This window comes from Marinilabiliales bacterium, from assembly GCA_007695015.1.
Classification (GTDB): Bacteria; Bacteroidota; Bacteroidia; order Bacteroidales; family PUMT01; genus PXAP01.
Genome location: REEN01000021.1, coordinates 31,298 through 53,310, shown reverse-complemented (window position 1 = coordinate 53,310; position 22,013 = coordinate 31,298). Strand labels below are relative to the sequence as shown.

At 50.6% G+C, this 22,013-nt stretch carries 12 protein-coding genes; 8 read left to right on the top strand and 4 right to left on the bottom strand.

Annotation, left to right across the window (positions count from 1 at the left end; all coding sequences use genetic code 11):
- Positions 1-75 precede the first annotated feature (75 nt).
- The 3 genes from xylA (at position 76) to EA408_00985 (ending at position 4,446) form a co-directional block, all read left to right on the top strand.
- Positions 76-1,407: a xylose isomerase gene (xylA, locus tag EA408_00995; GenBank protein TVR75167.1), complete on the top strand. Its 1,332-nt coding sequence runs from the start codon at positions 76-78 to the stop codon at positions 1,405-1,407.
- Positions 1,408-1,579: 172 nt separating this feature from the next.
- Positions 1,580-3,430: a sodium/glucose cotransporter gene (locus tag EA408_00990; GenBank protein ID TVR75166.1), complete on the top strand. Its 1,851-nt coding sequence runs from the start codon at positions 1,580-1,582 to the stop codon at positions 3,428-3,430.
- A gap of 38 nt (positions 3,431-3,468) precedes the next feature.
- A complete protein-coding gene (locus EA408_00985) occupies positions 3,469-4,446 on the top strand; it encodes a WD40 repeat domain-containing protein (protein TVR75165.1) in 978 nt (325 codons plus the stop codon).
- Between the two features lie 36 nt (positions 4,447-4,482).
- On the opposite strand, the gene EA408_00980 is transcribed toward EA408_00985, so the two are convergent.
- The 3 genes from EA408_00980 to EA408_00970 all read right to left on the bottom strand — a co-directional run bounded on the left by EA408_00980 (position 4,483) and on the right by EA408_00970 (position 11,123).
- Positions 4,483-6,279 (bottom strand): hypothetical protein, encoded by a 1,797-nt coding sequence (locus tag EA408_00980; protein ID TVR75164.1) that lies wholly within the window; start codon positions 6,277-6,279, stop codon positions 4,483-4,485.
- Between the two features lie 203 nt (positions 6,280-6,482).
- A complete protein-coding gene (locus tag EA408_00975; protein TVR75184.1) occupies positions 6,483-9,728 on the bottom strand; it encodes a protease in 3,246 nt (1,081 codons plus the stop codon).
- A gap of 222 nt (positions 9,729-9,950) precedes the next feature.
- Positions 9,951-11,123: an IS4 family transposase gene (locus tag EA408_00970; protein TVR75163.1), complete on the bottom strand. Its 1,173-nt coding sequence runs from the start codon at positions 11,121-11,123 to the stop codon at positions 9,951-9,953.
- Between the two features lie 242 nt (positions 11,124-11,365).
- Here EA408_00970 and EA408_00965 point away from each other — a divergent pair, with 242 nt between their 5' ends.
- The 4 genes from EA408_00965 (at position 11,366) to EA408_00950 (ending at position 18,628) form a co-directional block, all read left to right on the top strand.
- Positions 11,366-13,495 (top strand): alpha-glucuronidase, encoded by a 2,130-nt coding sequence (locus tag EA408_00965; GenBank protein TVR75162.1) that lies wholly within the window; start codon positions 11,366-11,368, stop codon positions 13,493-13,495.
- A gap of 114 nt (positions 13,496-13,609) precedes the next feature.
- Complete coding sequence (locus EA408_00960; GenBank protein TVR75161.1) at positions 13,610-15,919, top strand: beta-glucosidase; 2,310 nt, start codon at positions 13,610-13,612, stop codon at positions 15,917-15,919.
- 53 nt (positions 15,920-15,972) lie between these two features.
- On the top strand, positions 15,973-17,406 hold the full coding sequence (locus EA408_00955) for an MFS transporter (GenBank protein TVR75160.1): 1,434 nt from the start codon (positions 15,973-15,975) through the stop codon (positions 17,404-17,406).
- 130 nt (positions 17,407-17,536) lie between these two features.
- Positions 17,537-18,628 (top strand): endo-1,4-beta-xylanase, encoded by a 1,092-nt coding sequence (locus tag EA408_00950; GenBank protein TVR75183.1) that lies wholly within the window; start codon positions 17,537-17,539, stop codon positions 18,626-18,628.
- Between the two features lie 151 nt (positions 18,629-18,779).
- Here EA408_00950 and EA408_00945 read toward each other — a convergent pair whose 3' ends face one another.
- Entirely contained in the window at positions 18,780-19,556 is a 777-nt protein-coding gene (locus EA408_00945; GenBank protein TVR75159.1) for a ThuA domain-containing protein, read from the bottom strand.
- A gap of 210 nt (positions 19,557-19,766) precedes the next feature.
- Between EA408_00945 and EA408_00940 the strand changes: the two genes are divergently transcribed.
- The gene (locus EA408_00940; GenBank protein ID TVR75158.1) at positions 19,767-21,986 is read left to right on the top strand and encodes an amino acid permease; all 2,220 of its coding nucleotides are present in this window, start codon (positions 19,767-19,769) and stop codon (positions 21,984-21,986) included.
- Positions 21,987-22,013: the final 27 nt, after the last annotated feature.

The following is a 22,013-nucleotide window of genomic DNA, read 5'->3' as shown; positions in this document are numbered from 1 at the left end:
ATGGCAGGCACCAGGATTAATTGATCATTGATATAGTAACAACAAAAACAATAATTATAACCAAAAAAATCGATTATGGAATATCTGAAAGGTGACAAGGAATACTTCAAGGGCATAGGAAAGATTAAATATGAGGGCCCTAAATCCAGGAACCCCCTGGCATACAGGTTTTATGATGAGAACAAGGTGGTTGCAGGCAAGAAGATGAAAGACCACTTCAGGTTTGCGGTTGCTTACTGGCACAGCCTGTGCGGCACCGGAGGCGACCCGTTCGGTCCGGGAACGAAGGTCTTCCCGTGGAATGGCAGCTTCGATCCCATGGTAAGGGCCAGGGAGAAGATGGATGCTGCTTTTGAGTTCATAACAAAGATGGGGATACCCTTCTACTGCTTCCATGACTACGATCTGGTTGATGAGGCCGCTACCATTAAAGAATCCGAAAATAGACTTCATGCAATGGTTGAGTATGCAAAGGAGAAGCAGAAGGCCTCAGGTGTGAAGCTGCTCTGGGGAACGGCCAACCTGTTTTCCCATCCAAGGTACATGAACGGGGCGGCCACAAACCCCGACTTCAACGTTGTAACCCATGCCGCTACCCAGGTTAAGAATGCCATCGATGCCACCGTTGCTCTTGGTGGTGAGAACTACGTGTTCTGGGGAGGCAGGGAAGGATATTTCTCTCTGCTGAATACCGATATGAAAAGGGAAGTTGAGCATATGGCAAGATTCCTGACAATGGCAAGGGACTATGGCAGGAAGAACGGCTTTAACGGCACCTTCCTCATCGAGCCCAAGCCCATGGAGCCCACCAAGCACCAGTATGATTACGATGCTGCCGCTATTATAGGGTTCCTGAATAAATACGGACTTGCGGGTGATTTCAAGCTTAATATTGAGGTTAACCATGCTACGCTTGCAGGCCATACTTTCCAGCATGAGTTGCAGGTGGCTGCCGATAGCGGATTGCTGGGAAGCATCGACGCCAACAGGGGTGACTACCAGAACGGGTGGGATACCGACCAGTTCCCGATAAACCTGTATGAGCTTGTTGAAACCATGCTGGTAATAATTGAAGCCGGAGGTTTTAAAACAGGAGGTATTAATTTTGATGCCAAGACCAGGAGAAACTCTACTGATCTCGATGATCTGTTTATAGCCCATATTGCAGGAATGGATGTTTTTGCCAGGGCACTGGAAGTAGCATACGATGTTCTTGAGAAGTCACCTTACAAGAAGATGAGAGCTGACCGTTATAAGTCCTTTGACTCAGGTAAAGGTGCTGAGTTTGAGCAGGGCAAGCTTACGCTGGAAGACCTGCGCAAACTTGCAGTTGAGAATGGCGAGCCCGAGCAGTTGAGCGGCAGGCAGGAGTTGTACGAGGCTATTCTGAATCATTACATATTGTAATGCTTGTCTGTTTAAACGAGTAAGCTGATATCCCCCATGTTTTGCTGCTATATCTTTCCGGCAGGCATGGGGGTTTATTTAACCTGCTGTTATCAAGGTCGGGTAAGATGTTGCAAATAGATTACTTTAAACAGAACGGGTAATTATTCATATAAAATAAAATTTCATAACAATGGGCTCCGCATTTGATTTAATAGACTATATCGTTTTCATCATTTATGTATTGATGATAGTTGGTATAGGATTATATGTATCCCGTTCCAGGAAAGGAGTTGAACGAACTTCGCAGGACTATTTTCTGGCCAGCAGATCGCTTAAATGGTGGGCGATAGGAGCATCGCTTATTGCAGCTAACATCTCTGCTGAACACTTTATTGCCATGTCCGGGTCAGGATACAGGATCGGCCTGGGTATTGCCGCGTATGAATGGATAGCTGCCATTGTCCTGATCATAGTCGGAAAATATTTCCTGCCCATGTTTCTCGATAAGGGGATATATACCATGCCCCAGTTTATCGAAAGCAGGTATAACAAGAGTGTAAGTGTTGCTTTTGCTGTTTTCTGGCTGCTGGTTTACGTTTTTGTTAACCTGACAACGGTGATCTGGCTGGGGGCGCTCGCTATGGATCGTATCATGGGTATTCCTCTGATGTGGGGTATTCTGGGACTCGCTGCTTTTTCGGCTGTTTATTCTATTTATGGCGGACTTAAGGCAGTGGCGTGGACCGATGTGGTGCAGGTGTTCTTTTTGATTGGCGGCGGACTTGTTACTACAGTCCTTGCTCTCTATGCTGTTTCGGGAGGTGAGGGTATTTTTCAGGGCCTGTCTGTTATTTACGAGAAGGCAGGTGAATCTCATTTCGGGATGATCGTAGCAAAGGATACAATAGTTCCCGATGGTGCCGGAGGATTTACAGACGCATTCAACGACCTTCCCGGTCTTGCTGTTATATTTGGCGCCATGTGGCTTACCAACCTGGGATACTGGGGTTTCAACCAGTTTATCATTCAGAAGGGCCTTGCAGCAGAAAATATCCAGCATGCGAAACGGGGACTGATTTTTGCGGGATATCTGAAGATACTTATACCTGTTATTGTCATACTCCCCGGAATTGCGGCTTATGTATTGTTTCAGCATCCGGAACTTCTTGAGTCAAGGGAATACATTGGCGAGATAGGCCGGGCTGATGAGGCTTATCCCTGGCTTTTGAAGAATTTCGTTCCGGCGGGTATCCGGGGACTCACTTTTGCGGCACTGGTGGCGGCTATTGTATCATCATTGTCGGCCATGATAAACAGTACTTCCACAATTTTTACCATGGATATTTACAAGCCTTTCTTCAGGAAAGAAGCCAAAGAAAAGGAGCTTGTCAAGGTTGGGCGTATTGTTGCCTTTATCGCCCTGGTAATTGCCGTTGCTTCTGCAAGGCCGTTGCTTGGGGGACTGGATCAGGCATTCCAGTATATCCAGGAGTACACGGGCTATATCTATCCGGGTGTAGTAGTGGTATTCGGGATGGGGCTGTTCTGGAAGCAGGCCACTGCCCGGGCTGCCTTATGGACCGCCATAGCTACAATCCCTGCAGGTATATTGATCAAGATATTTTTCCCTGAAATGCCCTTTATACTGCGAATGGGGTATGTCTTCATCCTGCTTGTCTTTATAGCATCAATAGTCAGTCTCAGGGACAGGAATCTTGTTGAAGGCACACTGCCGGCAGGAAGGAAAGCAAGGTTTATGACAAATACTGGTTACGGGTTTGTTATTGCTGGCATCATTACTCTTATGCTCGGTATTGTGTTTACCGGCCCGCTGGCGCACCTTGGATTTGAGTCGATATTCATGCTTGCAACCGGGTTTGGTTTTATTGGCATGATCTTCATCCTTAACTCCAGGATGAAAAAGGTTGATAAAAAATCATTTGATATAAACCCGGAACTGTTCAAAACGGGTAATGCGTTTAATTTCGGAGCTGCCGGTATTATATTGATAGTGGGGTTGCTATACTATTTCTTCTGGTAGGGCCCCGTTTTTTGACCGCTTTAATTAGAGATAGTATTATGGAATATATGTTTTCATTGCGCATACAGCAAAGCGCGATAGTGGTAACTCTCATCCTGTTTGTTGTGACCGGCTGCGGCCGGGAGAGCAATACCGGAATACAGGCCCACGATGAGGTTGTGCTATCGGTTAGCTTCAGCCACGACAGCCGTTACCTGGTTACCGGGAGTGCCGACGGCACTGCACGTGTTTTCGATGCACTGAACTCCTGGGAAATGGTATGTGAGCTTGCAGGGCATGGATCCTGGGTGTACCAGTCGGAGTTCCTGCCCGGCGACACACAGATAGTCACTGCCGGCTTTGACGGCGACCTGAAGTTGTGGTCGTTCATGCCCTGTGAGGAGCTTCGCACTTATGAGGGACACACCGACAGGGTAAGGGCTGTTTCGGTACATCCTTCGGGGAGGAGCTTTGTGTCATGCGGATGGGATTCTACATTTATCAGCTGGGACAGGGAGAGAGCAGAAAAGCTGTTCCGTATCCGCGGGCATGATGAAAAGATTTGTGATCTTACCCTTTCACCCGACGGTTCGGTCATTGCCACAGCCAGCCGTGATAACCTCGTTTCACTGTGGGATAAGGCAACAGGTTCGCGTATAGCCGACCTTGAAGGGCACACGGGCGACCTGAAGGGGGTCAGGTACAGCCCCGATGGCCGCCATATTGCATCAACCGGCTTTGACAGTATGGTGATCATATGGGATGCCGGCGCCCTGGAAGCACGCCACATCCTCAGGAAACATACCGACCGGCTTTTTGCAGTCGCCTTCTCTCCTGACGGCGCCACTCTTGCTTCGGCAGGAAATGATGCAAGGATCATCCTGTGGGATACAGAGGAGGGCAAGGTGCAGAACATCCTCTTTCCCGGATCTGGTGTCAGGAAACTCTCCTACAGTCCCGATGGAAGGTTCCTGGCTGCTGCGTGCGCCGATGGCACAGTGAATGTTTATGCTCTCACCCTCCGGGGTGAAAATTAGCAGGCAGCCTGCTGCTGCCTGCCGCTCAGTGAACTGCTACCTGTCTTTCACGCAGCGCACGTAATGGAGCTGATAATCACCGGGTGAGTCCCATGAATACTGTGCAGTGATACCCGTATCTCCCTCCTGCAGCCGCATGTAGTGATTGGCCGTGCCCTCAGGCTCTGACTGGGTGGTGGTCCAGAAACCTGTCATGTTCCCTTCACCGGAATAGGAGTATCCATAGTCGTAATCAGAATACCAGCCATACCCTCCCGGCCTGGCATCAAACCTCGATTCATTTGTTCCGTCCCATAACCGGCTTGATTTAAGCTTTTCGCCGGCCACACCCGCACCCCTCAGGTAATTTGCCATTTCCTGCCACTCTGACTCACTGGGAAGGTGCCATCCCGCGGGACAGATGCCCCTTACCCGGCTGGGATTTTCATCGCTCGGGGTATCATTGCTGGCTGTTGACCACGGGTAAAGAAAACCATAGATTTCCGCGAAAGCTGTATCATCATTGTAGACCTTTGAACCCGGCTCGTACCTCAGGTTATCGGCCATCCAGATCTGGTTGCCGATCTGTACCCACCTGTACTCATTGCCGTCACGCTCGTCAATGAAGGTGCGCTCACCTACCGTTCCGCCGATGTTTATGTCGCCGTCAACCTCCAGGGAACGCCTGGCCCGCAGAGTAGTTGCTATATAGGTGGTGTCCCTGGTTACCTGGAGGAGATTTCTCAGCTCCCCGGCAGTGTCAAGTCCGGATATCGAAAATCCCCCGAATGGATCTGGTTTTGTTTCCGGCGCTTCGATGAAAAACCCTGAGCTCTGGGGGGTAACGGAGAGGTAACTCTGGGTTTCGCCTGTTTTTTGCGATGTAAATCCGCCTACCGCGAATCCTCCCCTTGTGCCCTTTCCTGAACTGTCGTCAAACCACAGCCTTGTACTGTCGGGCGTTACGCGAAGGTAGTCGACTGTTCCTGACATACCGTTCATGTCGTCCATACCCTGTTTCTGCCTGGAGAATCCACCTACTGCAAATCCTCCCCTTGTCCCTTTTGCTTCAGCCATATCCATGTCGAGCCATATAAACATGTTATCAGGTGTAAGGAGCATGAAATCCTGCTCCATCCCCTGTTTTTGCGAGGTGAAGCCGCCGACTGCAAATCCTCCCCTTGTGCCCTTTGTCGGATCATCATCCAGGTAGATGTTGACGTTGTCTCTTTCAACAGTAAAATAATCTGTGAGCGGTTCATCCTTTTGTGAGGAAAAACCTCCCACGGCAAATCCCGCCCTGCTGCCTTTCGGAGAATCTTCATCAATATTTACCACAACCCCCGATTCATAAACGGCGAACAGCACATCACCATTCCTGTTCTGCACCTGGAATACCGGTTCTTCGGAGTCATGGGTTTCCGGGGCCCGCACCACAGAAACCGATCCGGCCCTTTCGGCGTACATCGAATAGGGAACCGACAGTAACTGGGTAGTTCCGGTATGAATAAAGTTTGCTCCGCCTTCAGTGTCTAGCTCGGTTTTCAGAAAGTAGGGGCCGGCTGACCAGTCAACTTCTGACAGCGATCCTGTGCTTTGTCCGCTCCCAATTTCCAGGGTCACCATACCGAACGGACTGGTCATTGTGCCCTGGTCGTGGGTCTCGGTGTAAACAGCTTCTCCTTCAGCATCACCCTGAAGTATGCTCATCCGGAAAGATACCGACTTGTTCATAAGGGCTTCTCCTGCTGAATTTCGTACTACAGCCTGGTATTGGAAGGCTGCCGGCGACTGTGCTGTAAGTACCTGGACAGCAAGAGCCGCAATCGCATATAAGAGCAGATGTTTTCTCATAGTGACATTTTTTTGATGTGTACGGCAATAACAATCCCGTTGGATGTTCCTAACAAAATTAAGGCATAATTAGACTAATTAAAAATAAATGAGAAGATTTTTCTGTTAATTTCCTCAGATTTTGGATGGCGCCCGGCATTCAGCTGGCACCAAAAAAAAATAACCCCGTTCACTGAATGCGAACGGGGTTACCGGTTTATACCCTATCTTGACGGTGCGCGCCTGTACCTGACAGGTGGATCGGGCTCGGGAAGTATCCTGACAGGATCCTCTTCAAGCAGCCTGAGTGCCTCTTCAACAGCTCTCTCAAGCTGGGGGTCCTGGCCCCTTATCACCTTTTCGGGGATCATTTCTACCTCTATATCGGGTGCCACACCGATGTTTTCGACATCCCATTCGCCGTCAACATTGTAGAACCCGCCCCTGGGGGGTACCATGGCGCCTCCGTCAATGAGTGTGGGGGAATCCCATATCCCTATAAGTCCGCCCCACGTGGTGGTACCTACAAGCGGGCCTATCTCCATCTTCCTGAACATGAACGGCAGCAGGTCGCCGCCCGAGCCGGCATGTTCGTTTATGATCATTACCTTGGGTCCCCATATTCCCGCCCCGGGTGAGGTGAAGGGAAGGTCGGGATCTATCCTGTTATTGAAAAAGCCGTGCAGGCTGCGGGCCATGATGTCGACCATGTAGTCGGCCGCCGAGCCGCCACCGTTGAACCTCTCGTCAATCACCGCCCCCTGCTTGTGCTGTTGTGCAAAATAGTAGCGGTTGAAGTAGGAATAACCCGCCTGGCCCGTATTGGGAAGCCATACATAGGCAAGTTTGCCGCCTGACAGCTCATCCACCTTGCGCCTGTTGTCTTCTACCCAGGCAAGCCTTCTCAGTCCCATCTCACTGGATACCGGAACTACAGTGATCAGCCATGAGCCCTCTTCAACGGGCCGGCTGTTGACACGCAGCACCGTCTGTTTGTTTGCCTTGTTCTCAAGCAGGCTGTAGGGGTTAACCGGCACTCTCAGGTCAACCCCGTCAATTGCCAGGATATAATCGCCTTCTGAGACCTGCACCCCCGGTGCGCTGAGCGGAGCCCTCAGGTCGGGGTTCCAGTTCTCACCGGTAAATATCCGGGTTATCCTGTACCTGCCATTGTCGGGCTCCAGGTCCGCTCCCAGTAGTCCGGCAGGTGTTCTCGGCACATCGGGATAGTCGCCACCCCTCACATAGGAGTGTCCCATTGACACCTCACCGCCCATGATCGAGAGTATATGGTTCAGGTCATCCCTGTGTTTTACATGCTCCACGAAAGGCTCGTACCTGTTGTACACCTCCTGCCAGTCCGCTCCATGATAGTTGTGGACGTAAAGGTAGTCGCGGTATATCCTCCAGGCCTCGTTGAATATCTGGCGCCACTCCTCTGCCGGGTCGTGCCTTGCCTGAAGTCCTGAAACATCGATCTGTCCGTCACCTGGCGAGGGCCGCCCTTTGGTGTCGACAACGCCCCACCGGCTGCCCGACCTGTAAAGCAGCTTGTTGCCGTTGGCCGATATGCTGTAGTAGTGCACGGGCGACATAAAGGATCTTGTTTCGCGCTTATCCAGCTCGTACAGGTGAAGTGTTGGACCTGCCTGTCCGGGAACAAACTCCATGTAGAAGACCATTCCTTCACCTGCTGTTGCCAGGTTGGAGTAATTTCTCGAGGGTACATCAATTGAGAGTATCCTCTGGTCAATACCTTCCATGTCAATCTTTACCCTGACCCCGTTGTCACTGTTTTCGTTGTTGCTGCTACCGTTTTTGCTGTTTCCGTTGCTGCCGGGTTTCTCCTCATCGCTTTCGGGGAGCAGGGGGGAGGACTCCTCGCCGTCAAGCACAATAAGGTAAACAGCCCTCTCAACGGGCCTCTCGTAGGCGCTCATATCGAGCCACCCGGTGTTAAGTCCGAAATTAGTGCTTGCAAGGAACCACAGGTATTTGCCTGAGGCGTCCCATGCCGGCGACACTGCATCGGACATGCCGTCGGTAAGCTGAAGCACCTCGTCATCTTCGACCGACCACACCTTTATGGCGTGGTACTGGTTGGGAAGCCTTTTCGCATATGCTATGTATCTTGAATCGGGACTCCAGACGGGATCCATCGTACGCTGGGGATGGATGAACCTGTCCTGGTCTACAAACCTTACATTACCCGTCTCTACCTCCACGAGCCAGAGTTTCAGGTTGGCATCGGTATAGATTATATACTTTGAATCGGGGCTCCATGCCGGGGTATATACGAAGTTGGGCTCGGGAAGTTCTATCTCGCGCGCCTTTTCCAGTCCGTCCTGTCCCCCGATCATCAGCCTGTAGTCGCCTGTTTCATCTGAGAACCAGGCAATATTACCGCCGCAGGGGCTCCACACCGGGTTCCTGGCCCTCACTCCCGGGGAGGAGGTCAGGTTGCGCCAGTCGCCTTTCTCCACGGGTACGGTGAAAATGTCGCCCCGGGCCTCGAGCACCGCCCTTACACCGCTGGGAGAGAGTGATCCGTTGGTTACGAAATTGCCCACGTTCTTCCATCCGGGCATTGCCCAGGGGAAGTCACCGCGCACGGTTATGCTGAGCTTTTCAGGTTCCCGGGTGCCGGGATCGAACCTGTATATGTCGCCGCCATACTCGTAAACGAGCACTCCGCCCCCCGCGCTGAGGTACTTTATGTCATATTCGCTGTAGAAGGTCAGCTGGTCCAGCTCACCGGTGCCGGTGTCGTAGCTGTACAGGTTCATGCTATAGTCCCTGTCCGACAAAAAATAGATGGTATTGCCGATCCATACCGGATACTGGTTGCGCGAGTTATCCTCCTGGGGAAGCTCGGTCAGGGAATAGTCCGACATATCCAGCACCCATACCGGCCTGTTCTGGCCGCCCCTGTAGTTGCGCCACTCCTCGTCCGACGGCCTTACCAGCTCATAGGCAAAATAACGCCCGTCGGGTGAGTATTCACCCCTGTAGCCGCGGGGTATAGGGAGTTGCTCAGGAAGCCCCTCATCAAAGCCCACTGAGAAGAACCGGGGGTATCCGCTGGGTGCGCTGTTTCGTGCCGAGGTGAAGATAACCCTGCCGTCGGGGCTCCAGCCCCTGACAATATCGGCACCCGGGTGCCAGGTAAGCCTTTTCATCTCGCTGCCGTCAACAGAGATGACATAAACATCGGTGCTTCCGCCGAATTGTCCGCTGAAAGCTATCCACCTGCCGTCGGGCGAAAATTTCGGGAATGATTCCACACCCTGGAAGCTGGTCAGCCGCCTGGCCTCGCCGCCCTCATGACCGGTTATCCAGATGTTGCTGCCATGGGTGAATGCAATATGATCGCTGCTTGCCGCCGGCTGCCTGAGCAGGCGTGTTTCGCCGGCATGTGCTGTCGCCATGATCAGTAGTCCGGCCAGTATGAATACAAAATTTTTGCTCATTTTTTCAATGTTCTGAGGTTTAAAATATCTGTTAAAAATAACTAAAGTTTCAATAAACCGGTCATACAACCTGATTTTGGTGTTAAACAGGCAGTTGCATAAGCACCGGGTTCAGCGGCAAGCCAAGTGCCGGCCCCCATGCCGCCAGGAAAAGCACCGTGTTCTGTCACCCGTTTATTAACAAATTCTGTCTATTTATCAGAAAATACCATTAGTGTCCGATTAATTCCAGTTGATTTTCAACTGTTTACAATATAGTTCTTTGACATCTTTGTAATTCTGATATGTAAGTAGCTCTTTTATAGGTGTTTTGTCAAGTAGAGATATGCTCAATATTTGCAAAATTTCGTAGGTAGAACGATCAATTTTCAGTTTATTACGGACCAATGCAACCAAGCAATAAGCAATAATCGCCGAGTAGATTTGTATTTTGACTGCATTCGGGCTCGTACCCCAAAATGATTTGATCTTAAGGTGCTGTTTAATCCATTTAAAAAACAGCTCCACCTTCCATCTGTATTTGTAAAGTTGAGCAATGTCTTCTGCTGTTAGTTCAAAATTATTTGATAAAAACTCAAGTTCATTGCCTGTTTCATCATCGAAATATTTGATGTACCGGAGTTTTTCAGGATATTTTTTTGAAACATAAAATCCTTTCAATTTCCCGATCTGATCTAATAAAACACCGGTATCCTTACAGACTTTTTTTGAGTACATTCTGCGAAATTGGATATTATCTTTTGCTCTGGCGACAAAATAGGCTAAGCTTTTATTTAAGTTGAACAACCTGTTATAATCAATATAAGCCCGGTCAAAGATATAATATCCACCTGGTTCGTAAGATAAAAGATCCATTACATTGACATCATGTACTTTTGCTGAAGATATATGGATAAATGAGGGGATCGAAGTTTTGATGTCATACAAGGTGTGCATTTTGACACCTCCTTTTGTCTTGCGAAATTCAGCCCACCAGAATACACTCAAACATAGATCAATTGTAGTTGAATCGAATGCATAGACATTGCCATCAATGTTAAGCTGAAAATCCTGATCTACTATTGCAGATTGCCTGGCCAGGTCAATGAGATAGTACGCAAAATCTTCAAACACTCTACAATCTCTTTTTTCATTGGAGTTGGCAAAGTTTGATCTTGAGGTTCCTTTTCCAAAACCTAGATGATAGTACTTGGGTTTGTGTGGTTCGATACTAATCATAAGATCTCGTAAGCTATCTCTTCCGGTAAGTTGGCCAAACACCATGCAGAGTAACTGATTCCAGCATGTGAAATGCCTAACATATTTATTTGCATTGTATTTGGTGACCAGACCGTCAAAAATTCTTTTAGGGAGAAAATCGGTGAGTTGGGAGAAAACAAATTTGCCTTGATTCATGATTATTAGCTTTGTGTAAAGCTAAAAACCAATATTTCAATTCAAATCGACACGCAACTAAAAAGCTCCACAAATCAGATATAGCAAGGATTTCAAAGAACGCAATTTAATATTTATCGGACACTAATGAGAAAATACTACTTTTATGGGAAATTTTTTAAAATATGGGCTTCAAAGGAAACAGATTGCCGGAAACAGTGCAAAACCTGCCACGAACAGTACTTATTTTATTTATTTTAATAATGTTGCCGGGTGCAGCCGGTGCCGAAGACGGGTACCGTATGTGGCTGCGCTATGAGCAGGTATCCGGCAACCAGTTACTTGACGACTACAGGAGCCGCCTCGGGTATGTGGTTCTGGAGGAGAGCAGTCCCACCATGCTTGCCGTGAAAAAGGAGCTTGATAAGGGACTGGGGGGATTGCTCGGCCGTGAGGTTGAATTCAGGAGCAGGCCTGAAGGTGGAGGAGCCCTTATAGCCGGCACCCCGTCAGGCTCGCCGGTAATTGCCTCTCTTGAACTGGGGGACAGGATCGATGAACTTGGCCCTGAAGGTTTCCTGATCGAAGAGGTGTCGACAGGCAGATATCCTGCGATCATTATTGCTGCTCAAACCGACATAGGGGTGCTTTACGGCACGTTTCACCTGCTCAGGCTGCTGCAGACCCAACAGAGTCTCGAAAACATCACGGTTAGCAGCTCCCCACGGGTCATGCACAGGGTGGTAAATCACTGGGATAATATAGGAAGACTTGTAGAAAGAGGGTATGGCGGACTTTCACTATGGGAGTGGGGGACCCTGCCCGAATACAGGCACCCGAGATACACCGATTACGCCAGGCTGAACGCATCACTTGGCATAAACGGCGCGGCCATAAACAATGTCAACGCCGATGCCCGTTTCGTAACAGGGCAGTTCCTTGAGAAAATAGCGGTCCTTGCCGATATCTTCAGGCCTTATGGTATCAGGGTCTACCTTTCGATCAATTTCGACTCGCCACGGATACTCGCCGGCCTCGATACCGCCGATCCTCTCGACCCCCGGGTAATTGAGTGGTGGAATGAAAAGGCGGCTGAGATATATTCATACATACCCGATCTAGGCGGATTCCTGGTAAAGGCCGATTCTGAGGGCCAGCCGGGACCCCATGGCTACGGCCGTGATCATGCCGACGGGGCCAATATGCTTGCCCGTGCCGTAGAGCCTTTCGGCGGAATAGTAATGTGGAGGGCCTTTGTATATGACCCTGGCAGGACAGACCGGTTCAGGGAGGCGTGGGATGAGTTCGTGCCCCTTGACGGTAAGTTCATGGACAATGTCATTGTACAGGTAAAGAACGGGCCTATAGATTTTCAGCCCAGGGAGCCCTTCTCACCCCTGTTCGGGGCGCTGCCCAACACCAATACCATGATGGAGTTCCAGGTTACGCAGGAGTATTTTGGTTTCGGGATACACCTGGCATACAAGGGGCCCATGTACACCGAGGTTCTCAATGCCGACACATACGCTGCGGGAGAGGGATCGACGGTAGGCAGGGTCCTTGAGGGCAAGGTCTTCGATTACAACCTCACCGGGATGGCCGGGGTGATAAACCCCGGAACCGACCGTAACTGGACAGGCCAGCCTTTTGTGCAGTCAAGCTGGTATGCCTTCGGCCGGCTGGCATGGGATCACACCCTTACAGCCGAAGTTCTGGCTGATGAGTGGCTGAGGATGACATTTACCAACGATGATCGTTTCACCGGTACCGCGAAGGAGATCATGTTCAGGTCGCGCGAGGCTGCCGTCAATTACAGGAATCCACTCGGACTTACTCACCTGTATGCCCAGGGGCATCATTACGGGCCGGCTCCGTGGACCGAGCACCATCACAGACCGGACTGGGGTGCTGTCTATTATCACAGGGCGAGTGAACAGGGCATCGGGTTTGACCGGACCGAAAGCGGGTCAAACGCTGTTGAGCAGTACCATGAGCCGGTGGCGTCTGTGTTCAGGGATATAGAAAGGATTCCCGAAGAGTACCTGCTGTGGTTCCACCACGTGGGCTGGGATCATCCCATGAGGTCGGGCAGGACGCTCTGGGATGAGCTTGTACACAAATATTACGAAGGGGTTGAGACGGTCCGGTGGATGCAGGATGCCTGGGATTCGGTCGGGGGACTTATAGACAGGGAGAGGCATGAGCATGTGAGGGCCCTTTTGAAGATACAGGAGAGGGATGCCGTGCGCTGGCGCAATTCGTGTGTGCTCTATTTTCAGTCTTTTTCAGGAAAGCCGATACCTCGGGGACTTGAACAGCCTGATCATGACCTTGAGCATTACATGGACCTTGAAAGAATAATCTATGTTCCTGATCCCTGGTACAGTTGGTAGTCCCAATGTTAAAAGTAACAAAGCGGCCTGCTTATATTGCCGGGCCGGGTATCCGGTTCTGCTCCGGGCATTGATAATTAGTAGTATTAATAATTAATAAAAAAGATAGTTGATATGATAAAGAAGGAAAACACCCCGCCCGGGGATCTGCCCTACATGAACCCCGCACTTACACCTGAAGAGCGGGTGAAAGACCTTATCTCACGGATGACGCTTGAAGAGAAGGCGGCACAGATGGTGTGCGTATGGAACGAAAAGAACGAGACCCTTGTCGATGAGAACGGTAATTTTGATCCGGAAAAGGCTAAGGCCGCCTACAGCAACGGCCGGTTTCCCGGACAGGTCGGGCGTCCCGGTGATGCAGGGGGAGGCCGCAACGCCCGTGAGATGGCAGAGCTTACAAATGATATACAGAAGTTCTTCATTGAAAAGAGCAGGCTTGGCATACCCGTGGTTTTTCATGAGGAATGCCTGCACGGACTGGCAGAGAAGGGTGCGACAAGCTTCCCGCAGCCCATAGCGCTGGCCGGCACCTTCAATACCCGCCTGGTAAAAGATCTGTACGCCATGACCGCCGAAGAGGCGCGGGTCAGGGGAGCCCACCAGGCGCTCACCCCGGTGGTTGATGTTGCCAGGGACCCGAGGTGGGGCAGGGTAGAGGAAACCTTCGGCGAAGACCCCTACCTGGTGGCGCAGATGGGTGTTGCTGCGGTAACGGGTTTTCAGGGCGACCGCACTTTCAAAAACAGGAAGAACCTGATAGCCACGCTCAAGCATTTTGCCGCACACGGCCAGCCGGAATCGGGCATGAACTGCGCCCCTGTAAATGTTTCAGAACGGGTGCTGCGTGAAACGTTCCTCTATCCTTTCAAAGAGGCAATACAAAAGGCTGGTGCAATAAGTGTCATGCCGGCATATAACGAGATAGACGGAGTGCCTTCTCATGCCAACAGGTGGCTTCTAAGGGATGTGCTTCGCGGTGAGTGGGGTTTCAGTGGTTATACCGTATCAGATTATTATGCTATATGGGAGCTTGGTTACCGTCCCGACACACATGGGCATTTCGTTGCGGCCGACCGCAGGGAGTCGGCCATCCTGGCTGTCCGCGCCGGCGTTAACATTGAACTGCCCGAACCGGACTGCTACCTGCATCTTGTTGACCTGGTAAATGAGGGAGTCCTGAAGGAAACTGAGCTGGATGAGCTTATTGAGCCCATGCTTCTGTGGAAATTCAGGTTCGGGCTTTTTGAGGATCCCTATGTGGACCCTGATCAGGCTGCGCGTATCTCAGGTTCGGAGGAGAACCGGCGTATTGCACTGGAGGCGGCGCGGGAGAGCATTACCCTGTTGAAGAACAGCGACAACCTGCTGCCGCTCGACATTAATAAGGCAGGTACCATAGCCGTAATAGGCCCCAATGCAAACAGGAGCCTGCTGGGTGGATACAGTGGCGTTCCCGTTAATGATGTCACCGTGCTGGATGGCATCAAAGCTTTTGCCGGAGACAAGGCAAAGGTTGTTTACAGCGAAGGCTGCAAGATCACTGTCGGCGGCTCATGGAACGAAGATGAGGTGGTGCCGTCCGATCCGGAAGAGGACCGCAGGCAGATAGCCGAAGCTGTTAAGGTGGCCGGAGAGGCCGATGTCATAATCGTCGCTTTGGGCGGAAACGAGCAGACCTCGCGCGAGGCATGGATGCTCAACCATATGGGCGACCGCACCAGCATAGACATGGTAGGCAGGCAGGATGAGCTGCTCAGGGCCATGACAGGTACCGGCAAGCCTGTGGTGGCGCTGCTGTTTAACGGCAGGCCCCTTTCCGTCAATTATGCTGAAGAAAATGCAACGGCCCTGCTTGAGTGCTGGTATATCGGACAGGAGACGGGGCATGCAGTGGCTGATGTGCTTTTCGGCAACTCGAACCCCGGGGGAAAACTGCCGATAACGGTTCCGCGTTCAGCGGGACATATACCGGCCTTTTACAACCATAAGCCATCGGCCCGCCGCGGGTACCTCTTTGACGAGGTCTCTCCGCTGTTCCCCTTCGGATACGGGCTGAGCTACACGACATTCAGGATTGACAATGTAAGGCTTGAGAAGGAGAGTATAGGCCGGGATGAGACAACGGCCGTGCTTGCCGATGTGACCAATACGGGTGGCAGGGAAGGATCTGAGGTGGTGCAGATGTACATAAGAGACCTGGTCAGCTCGGTCACCAGGCCGGTAAAGGAGCTTAAGGGCTTTGAGAAGGTGTACCTCGCACCCGGGGAGAAGAAGACCGTATCTCTGGCTGTAACGCCCGAATCTCTTGCATTCTGGGACATAAACATGGAGTATGTGGTTGAGCCCGGCGAGTTTGAGATCATGGTCGGCAACTCCTCACGGGATGAGGACCTTGAAAAGGTTGTTTTGCGGGTAAAATAGAAATCAATATATCGTAACAGGGATTTTATTAATAATCAGTTATATTTAGTGATATGGCAAATAATGAAACCACTGCGGGCGGCGACGAAGCTGTTGCTCCCGGCATATCCGCCCCAAGGCTGTCGCTCCGTGAAAAGATAGGCTACAGCACCGGCGATGCCGCCTCAAATCTTTATTTTCAGACCTTTGTGGTGTTCCTTCCCATTTTCTATACTGATGTTTTCGGGTTGCCTGCGGCAGCAATGGGAACGATGTTCCTTATTGCCAGGATATGGGATGCGGTAACCGACCCCGTCATGGGGATGATAGCCGACAGGACCAATTCCAGGTGGGGGAAGTTCAGGCCCTACATCTTCACCATGGCCATTCCGATGGCACTGGTAGGGGTGCTTACATTCACGACACCTGAATACAGTGCATCAGGCAAGCTGATCTATGCATACATCACCTATATACTGCTGATGATGATGTATACAGCGGTCAATGTTCCATATTCTGCGCTGATGGGTGTTATCACGCCCAATTCACAGGAGCGTACCGTGGTATCTTCTTTCAGGTTTGTGGCTGCATTTGTCGGACAGACCATCGTGGGTGCGGCAACACTGCTTCTGGTCAGTTACTTTGGTGCAGGAAACGAACAGGCAGGATGGCAGATGACCATGGGTGCGTATGGCCTGCTTGCCGTGTTGCTTCTGTTTATCACCTTCATCTCGACCAGGGAGAGGGTGCTTCCGCCAAAGGAGCAGCAGACCAATATCAGGCAGGACCTGAAAGAGCTGGTAAGAAACAGGCCCTGGGTCCTGATTGCCGTTGCCACCGTGTTTCAGCTGATATACATTGTGATGCGCGGCTCTTCAACTCCATACTATTTCAGGTATTTTGTGCTCGACCAGCAGATGTCGCTGTTCGGACTTGACATAAAACTGACATATGAGGTCTTTACCTCATCGTTCGTTACCGCAGGTACCATAGCTACCCTCACGGGCGCCATACTGACCAGGTTGTTCTCAGACAAGATAGACAAGAAGAATGTCTATTCGGGATTTCTAATTACAAGCGCGTTGTTCTCCTGCCTTTTCTACTTCCTGCAGCCCGGGAATGTGATGCCAATGTTCATTCTCAATATTCTGGTTTCATTCTTTTTCGGATCGGTATCGGTCCTTCAGTGGGCAATATATACCGATACGGCTGACTATGGAGAGTGGAAATTCGGGAGGCGTGCGACGGGACTTGTAATGGCTGCATCGCTGTTTGCGCTGAAGATAGGACTTACCTTCGGCGGCGCTTTCGTAGGGTGGACACTTGATTTGTTCGGCTTTGTGCCGCTGGTTGTGCAGTCACCCGAGACGATTACCGGGATCAGGCTGCTGATGAGTGTTTTTCCTGCCATATTCGGGATAACCGGGGGACTCATAATGCTGGCATACCCGTTAACCAACAAAACGATGGTGAATATTGAGAAGGACCTTACAGCAAGACGGGGGTAACTAATGCAATAACCTCCTGCCCGGGGGGATTCGCGACCGGCAGGTTAATTTAATCTAAAAACCTATTGTTATGACAAGACTGAGAAAAACATTTATTGTTCTGCCGGCTTTTATCCTGGCCGCCGGCTTAATGTTCACTTCATGCGGCGTTGCAGATGATGCTCCCGCAGGCCTCAAGGACTATTATGAAGAGGCTTTCATGATTGGTACCGCCCTTAATGCCAACCAGATATATGAAAGGGATGTTAAAGGCGCAGAGCTCACAAAGATCCACTTTAATGCCATTACACCTGAGAATGCAAGTAAATGGGGCCCTATACACCCTCAGCCGGGCGAATACAATTTCGAACCGGTCGACCGGTTTGTTGAATTTGGCGAGGAGAATGATATGTTCATGATCGGCCACACCCTGGTATGGCACAGCCAGACACCGGGATGGGTGTTCAGGGATGAGGATGGCAACTTCCTCGACCGCGATGCCCTGCTTGAGAGGATGAGGGACCATATCCACACCGTTGCAGGAAGGTACAGGGGAAGAATTCAGGCATGGGACGTGGTCAATGAGGCACTCAATATGGACGGTTCCATGCGTGAGACCCACTGGTACAACATCATAGGGAAGGACTACCTGGTGAAGGCATTTGAGTACGCCCGCGAGGCAGATCCTGATGCCGAACTGTACTACAATGACTACTCGCTTGAGAATCCCGCAAAGAGGGAGGGCGCCATCAGGCTTATCAGGTACCTGCAGGAAAACGGAGCCCCGGTCACCGGCATAGGGACCCAGGGCCACTGGCATCTGCCGGATCCCTCACTGGCGGAGATAGAGAAGACGATAACTGAATTTGCCGCCCTCGGCATCGATGTGATGATAACGGAGCTGGATATCTGCGTCCTCCCTGCAGCTTGGGAGTATTCGGGAGCAGACATCTCCATGGTGGCAGAGATGCAGGAGGGGCTCGATCCCTATACCGAAGGGCTGCCCGACGACGTTCAGCAGCAGCTGGCTGACCGCTACCGTGACATATTCGAAATATTCCTCAGGCACCGTGACAAGATATCAAGGGTGACCTTCTGGGGAGTGACTGACGGCGATTCATGGAAGAACAACTTCCCCGTACGCGGCCGTACCAACTATCCCCTGCTGTTTGACAGGGAGTGGGAGCCCAAACCGGCCTATTACTCGGTCGTCGAGGTGGCTGAAGAGATTTTGGGCAGATAGCGCCGGGATCCTGCAGGTTTTGAGTACCTGCATCCGGCTGGCCTCATGACCGTTCAGGCCGGCCGCATACCCGGTGTTAAGGTACGGTTTGTTTTTTGAGCAGGCCGGTTCGCCTCAGGCTGCGGATATTTCCGTAAACCCCGCGTGACCGTCAACGGCCGTCTCGGTCCCTGCCTGCCGACCACCTGATTGAATTGGCAACAAGGGCCTGGTAGTTCTCATTCTCCCAGGCATGACGGTCATGCCCCGGCAGGATATATACAACCCTTGAGCTGTTGTATGTGTGCGCCCATGCGATAATATCATGGCAGTCGGGGTGGTCGGTAGTGAGCAGCGGAGTGACGCCCGGCAGAACCCCTATATTGCTGTATCCCTCATCGAATATGCGGAAGTTCTCTAAACCTTCGGTAACAGGGTGTGATGTATCAATAACGGTTACATCCATAAATATGTCATGCCGGTAACCTGACAGTTTCTCCGGCGGATAGTCATAGCCGCTTTCATAGTACTTGCCTCCCCGTATGGCTGTAAATTCGTCCCATTCCTGGTACGATACCAGCGAATGGTGCAGAAAAACAAGTCCGGTCCCCCACTCTGTAAGTGCGAGATAAGCCTCTTTCTCTTCAGGCGATATCTCCTGCCACATATCATAAAAAACGATTGCATCATACCTGGTAACCGGGTCGGAGAGAAGAGCACTGTTGGCCCGGGGCTGGGAAAGAGTGTCAACACACAGGCCTTTAAGCGAGAAGAACATCCTGAAGAAACTGTCCTGATCAAAGCTGTGTCCGCCGGTTACAAGCAGGATGTTCATGATTTCGTCTCCGGTATCTGCCTGACGGCCGTTATGTGAACTGCACCCGGGCAGGATACAGCCTGTAAAAGCTGTTCCCAGGGTAAAAGCTGTGATAAATATTATCTTTCTCATATTTTTGTCAGGTTATGATTATCCATTGTTTACAAGAAAACCAAGACAAGATAACAAATGATATTTAAAATCCCTGATGACGGCACCTGGAGAGTCAGATGGGAAAATCTCACTCCCGGATTCCAAAATTGACCCGGGCGAATTGAATTTTTAATATTTTTGCTGATAGTTATGTCGGTCCGAAATAGATAATTATTATTGACAAACCGGATGCAAACAAACAGCGGCAGGAAATTCGGGACCGCTCCCGTGTTTTTTACGGCAATCTCAACCATACTGGGGGCAATCCTGTTCCTGCGTTTCGGATTTGCGGTGGGCACCCTGGGATTCTGGGGTGTTGTATTGATAATTCTGCTGGGGCATATGGTCACCGTCCCCACCGCCCTGGCACTTTCGGAAATAGCAACCAATAAAAGGGTTGAGGGCGGCGGTGAATATTTTATCATTTCCCGTTCGTTCGGCCTGAATATAGGTGCCACGATCGGGATCGCCCTGTACCTGTCACAGGCCATAAGCGTGGCATTTTATGTTATTGCCTTTACCGAGGCGTTCCAGTTTTTCTTTGATTTTGTAAAAGGAACACTGGGTTTTACAGTTCCCCGACAGGTAATCAGCCTTCCTGTGATGTTTTTTCTTTCAGTTCTGATAGTTAAAAAGGGCGCAAATCAGGGGGTAAAAGTCCTCTATATTGTTGTGATAGTGCTGGCGGCATCACTGTTTCTTTTCTTTATGGGCACAACGCCACATGCAGAAGAAGCGGGCTTTAGCCTGGCCAACGCCGAGTTTCGCAATATGGACAGTTTTTTCGTTGTGTTTGCAATTATATTCCCGGCATTTACCGGCATGACGGCAGGCGTGGGATTGTCGGGAGACCTTAAAAGTCCGGGAAGGTCAATTCCACTGGGAACGCTGGCTGCCACTTTCGGGGGACTTGTAATATATCTCTTCATCACATACAAGCTGGCCAATTCAGCCGGCCCTGAAGATCTGGTATCAGACCAGCTTATAATGGCGGGCATTGCAAAGTGGGGTGTTTTCTTCATACCGCTGGGCCTGGCTGCTTCAACGGTATCTTCAGCCCTCGGTTCGGTAATGGTAGCCCCCCGCACGTTGCAGGCCCTTGCCGGCGACAGGTCGTTCCCGCTGGCACGCATTAACCGGTTCCTCAGCCGGACAAGGAAAGAGGATAACGAGCCGGTCAACGCATCGGTTGTTACATGCATAATAGCCTTTGTATTTGTTGCACTGGGTGATGTAAACGTTGTGGCCCAGATAATTTCCATGTTCTTCCTGGTGACCTACGGCTCGCTGTGCCTGATCTCATTTCTTAATCACTTCGGGTCATCACCCTCTTACAGGCCCTATTTCAGGTCAAAATGGTTTATCTCCCTTACCGGTTTTATTGTTGCCACCTGGGTAATGTTCAAGATCAGCATGGTTTATACATTGCTTGCATTTGGGATGATAATTTTGATCTATATATACGTCAATTCATATCACAAAAACAGGCGGAACCTGGCCTCCATTTTCACCAATACCATAATGCAGATCAACAGGAAGATGCAGGTCTATTTCCAGAAGAAGAGGGTGAGCGGCGCAGAATCCGAATGGAGGCCCAGCGCCATATGCATATCAAAAAACACATTTGAGAGAGACAACGCCATTAAATTATTAAGCTGGATATCTTACAAGTACGGTTTTGGCACCTACCTGCACCGTATAGACGGGTATTACTCAAAAAGCACTTTTGAGCTGGCAAAGGCCGAGCTGAACAGGCTCATAAACAATGTGGGTGCCGACAGCTCCGTGTATATCGATACCATAATCTCGCCGTCCAACACCTCTGCCATTGCACAGTCAATACAGATACCCGGGATAGCAGGGATGGAAAACAACATGATAATATTCGATTATGACAAGGAAAAACCCGAAGAGCTTGACGATATTATCGACAACATTGAACTTGTGAGGTCAGGTAACTTCGATGTCTGCATACTTGCCGCCAGCCGCAGGCCGGTAATTAACAGGAACGGGATCCATGTATGGATAAAGAGTATTGACGCCGATAATGCCAACCTTATGATACTGCTCAGCTTTATTATCCTGGGCCATCCTGACTGGCAGGGGGGAAATATTATGATATATGACATCTGCCGCGAGGATGAACTGAAGGAGGTCCGTCAGCGGATGGACGACCTGGTCAAAAGCGGCAGGTTGCCCATCACCGCGCAGAATATAAAATATGTAATCCAGAAGGAGGGGATTAAGCCCCAATCGATCATTAATGAGTATTCGGCCGACGCCGGACTTACCATAATAGGATTCCGTGAAGAGAGCCTGAAGCATGGCAACAAGAAAATTCTTGAGGGGTATGACAGACTTGGCAATATTCTTTTTGTCCATGCATGCAGCGAAAAGATAATAGAATAATTCGCTGCCGCACCTGACGGCCGTGCC

What these genes read in the sequence shown, in the direction of transcription:
- xylA (TVR75167.1), top strand. Translation starts at nt 76, where the DNA reads ATGGAATATCTGAAAGGTGACAAGGAATACTTCAAGGGCATAGGAAAG.
- EA408_00990 (TVR75166.1), top strand. Translation starts at nt 1,580, where the DNA reads ATGGGCTCCGCATTTGATTTAATAGACTATATCGTTTTCATCATTTAT.
- EA408_00985 (TVR75165.1), top strand. Translation starts at nt 3,469, where the DNA reads ATGGAATATATGTTTTCATTGCGCATACAGCAAAGCGCGATAGTGGTA.
- EA408_00980 (TVR75164.1), bottom strand. Translation starts at nt 6,279, where the DNA reads ATGAGAAAACATCTGCTCTTATATGCGATTGCGGCTCTTGCTGTCCAG.
- EA408_00975 (TVR75184.1), bottom strand. Translation starts at nt 9,728, where the DNA reads ATGAGCAAAAATTTTGTATTCATACTGGCCGGACTACTGATCATGGCG.
- EA408_00970 (TVR75163.1), bottom strand. Translation starts at nt 11,123, where the DNA reads ATGAATCAAGGCAAATTTGTTTTCTCCCAACTCACCGATTTTCTCCCT.
- EA408_00965 (TVR75162.1), top strand. Translation starts at nt 11,366, where the DNA reads ATGTTGCCGGGTGCAGCCGGTGCCGAAGACGGGTACCGTATGTGGCTG.
- EA408_00960 (TVR75161.1), top strand. Translation starts at nt 13,610, where the DNA reads ATGATAAAGAAGGAAAACACCCCGCCCGGGGATCTGCCCTACATGAAC.
- EA408_00955 (TVR75160.1), top strand. Translation starts at nt 15,973, where the DNA reads ATGGCAAATAATGAAACCACTGCGGGCGGCGACGAAGCTGTTGCTCCC.
- EA408_00950 (TVR75183.1), top strand. Translation starts at nt 17,537, where the DNA reads ATGTTCACTTCATGCGGCGTTGCAGATGATGCTCCCGCAGGCCTCAAG.
- EA408_00945 (TVR75159.1), bottom strand. Translation starts at nt 19,556, where the DNA reads ATGAGAAAGATAATATTTATCACAGCTTTTACCCTGGGAACAGCTTTT.
- EA408_00940 (TVR75158.1), top strand. Translation starts at nt 19,767, where the DNA reads ATGCAAACAAACAGCGGCAGGAAATTCGGGACCGCTCCCGTGTTTTTT.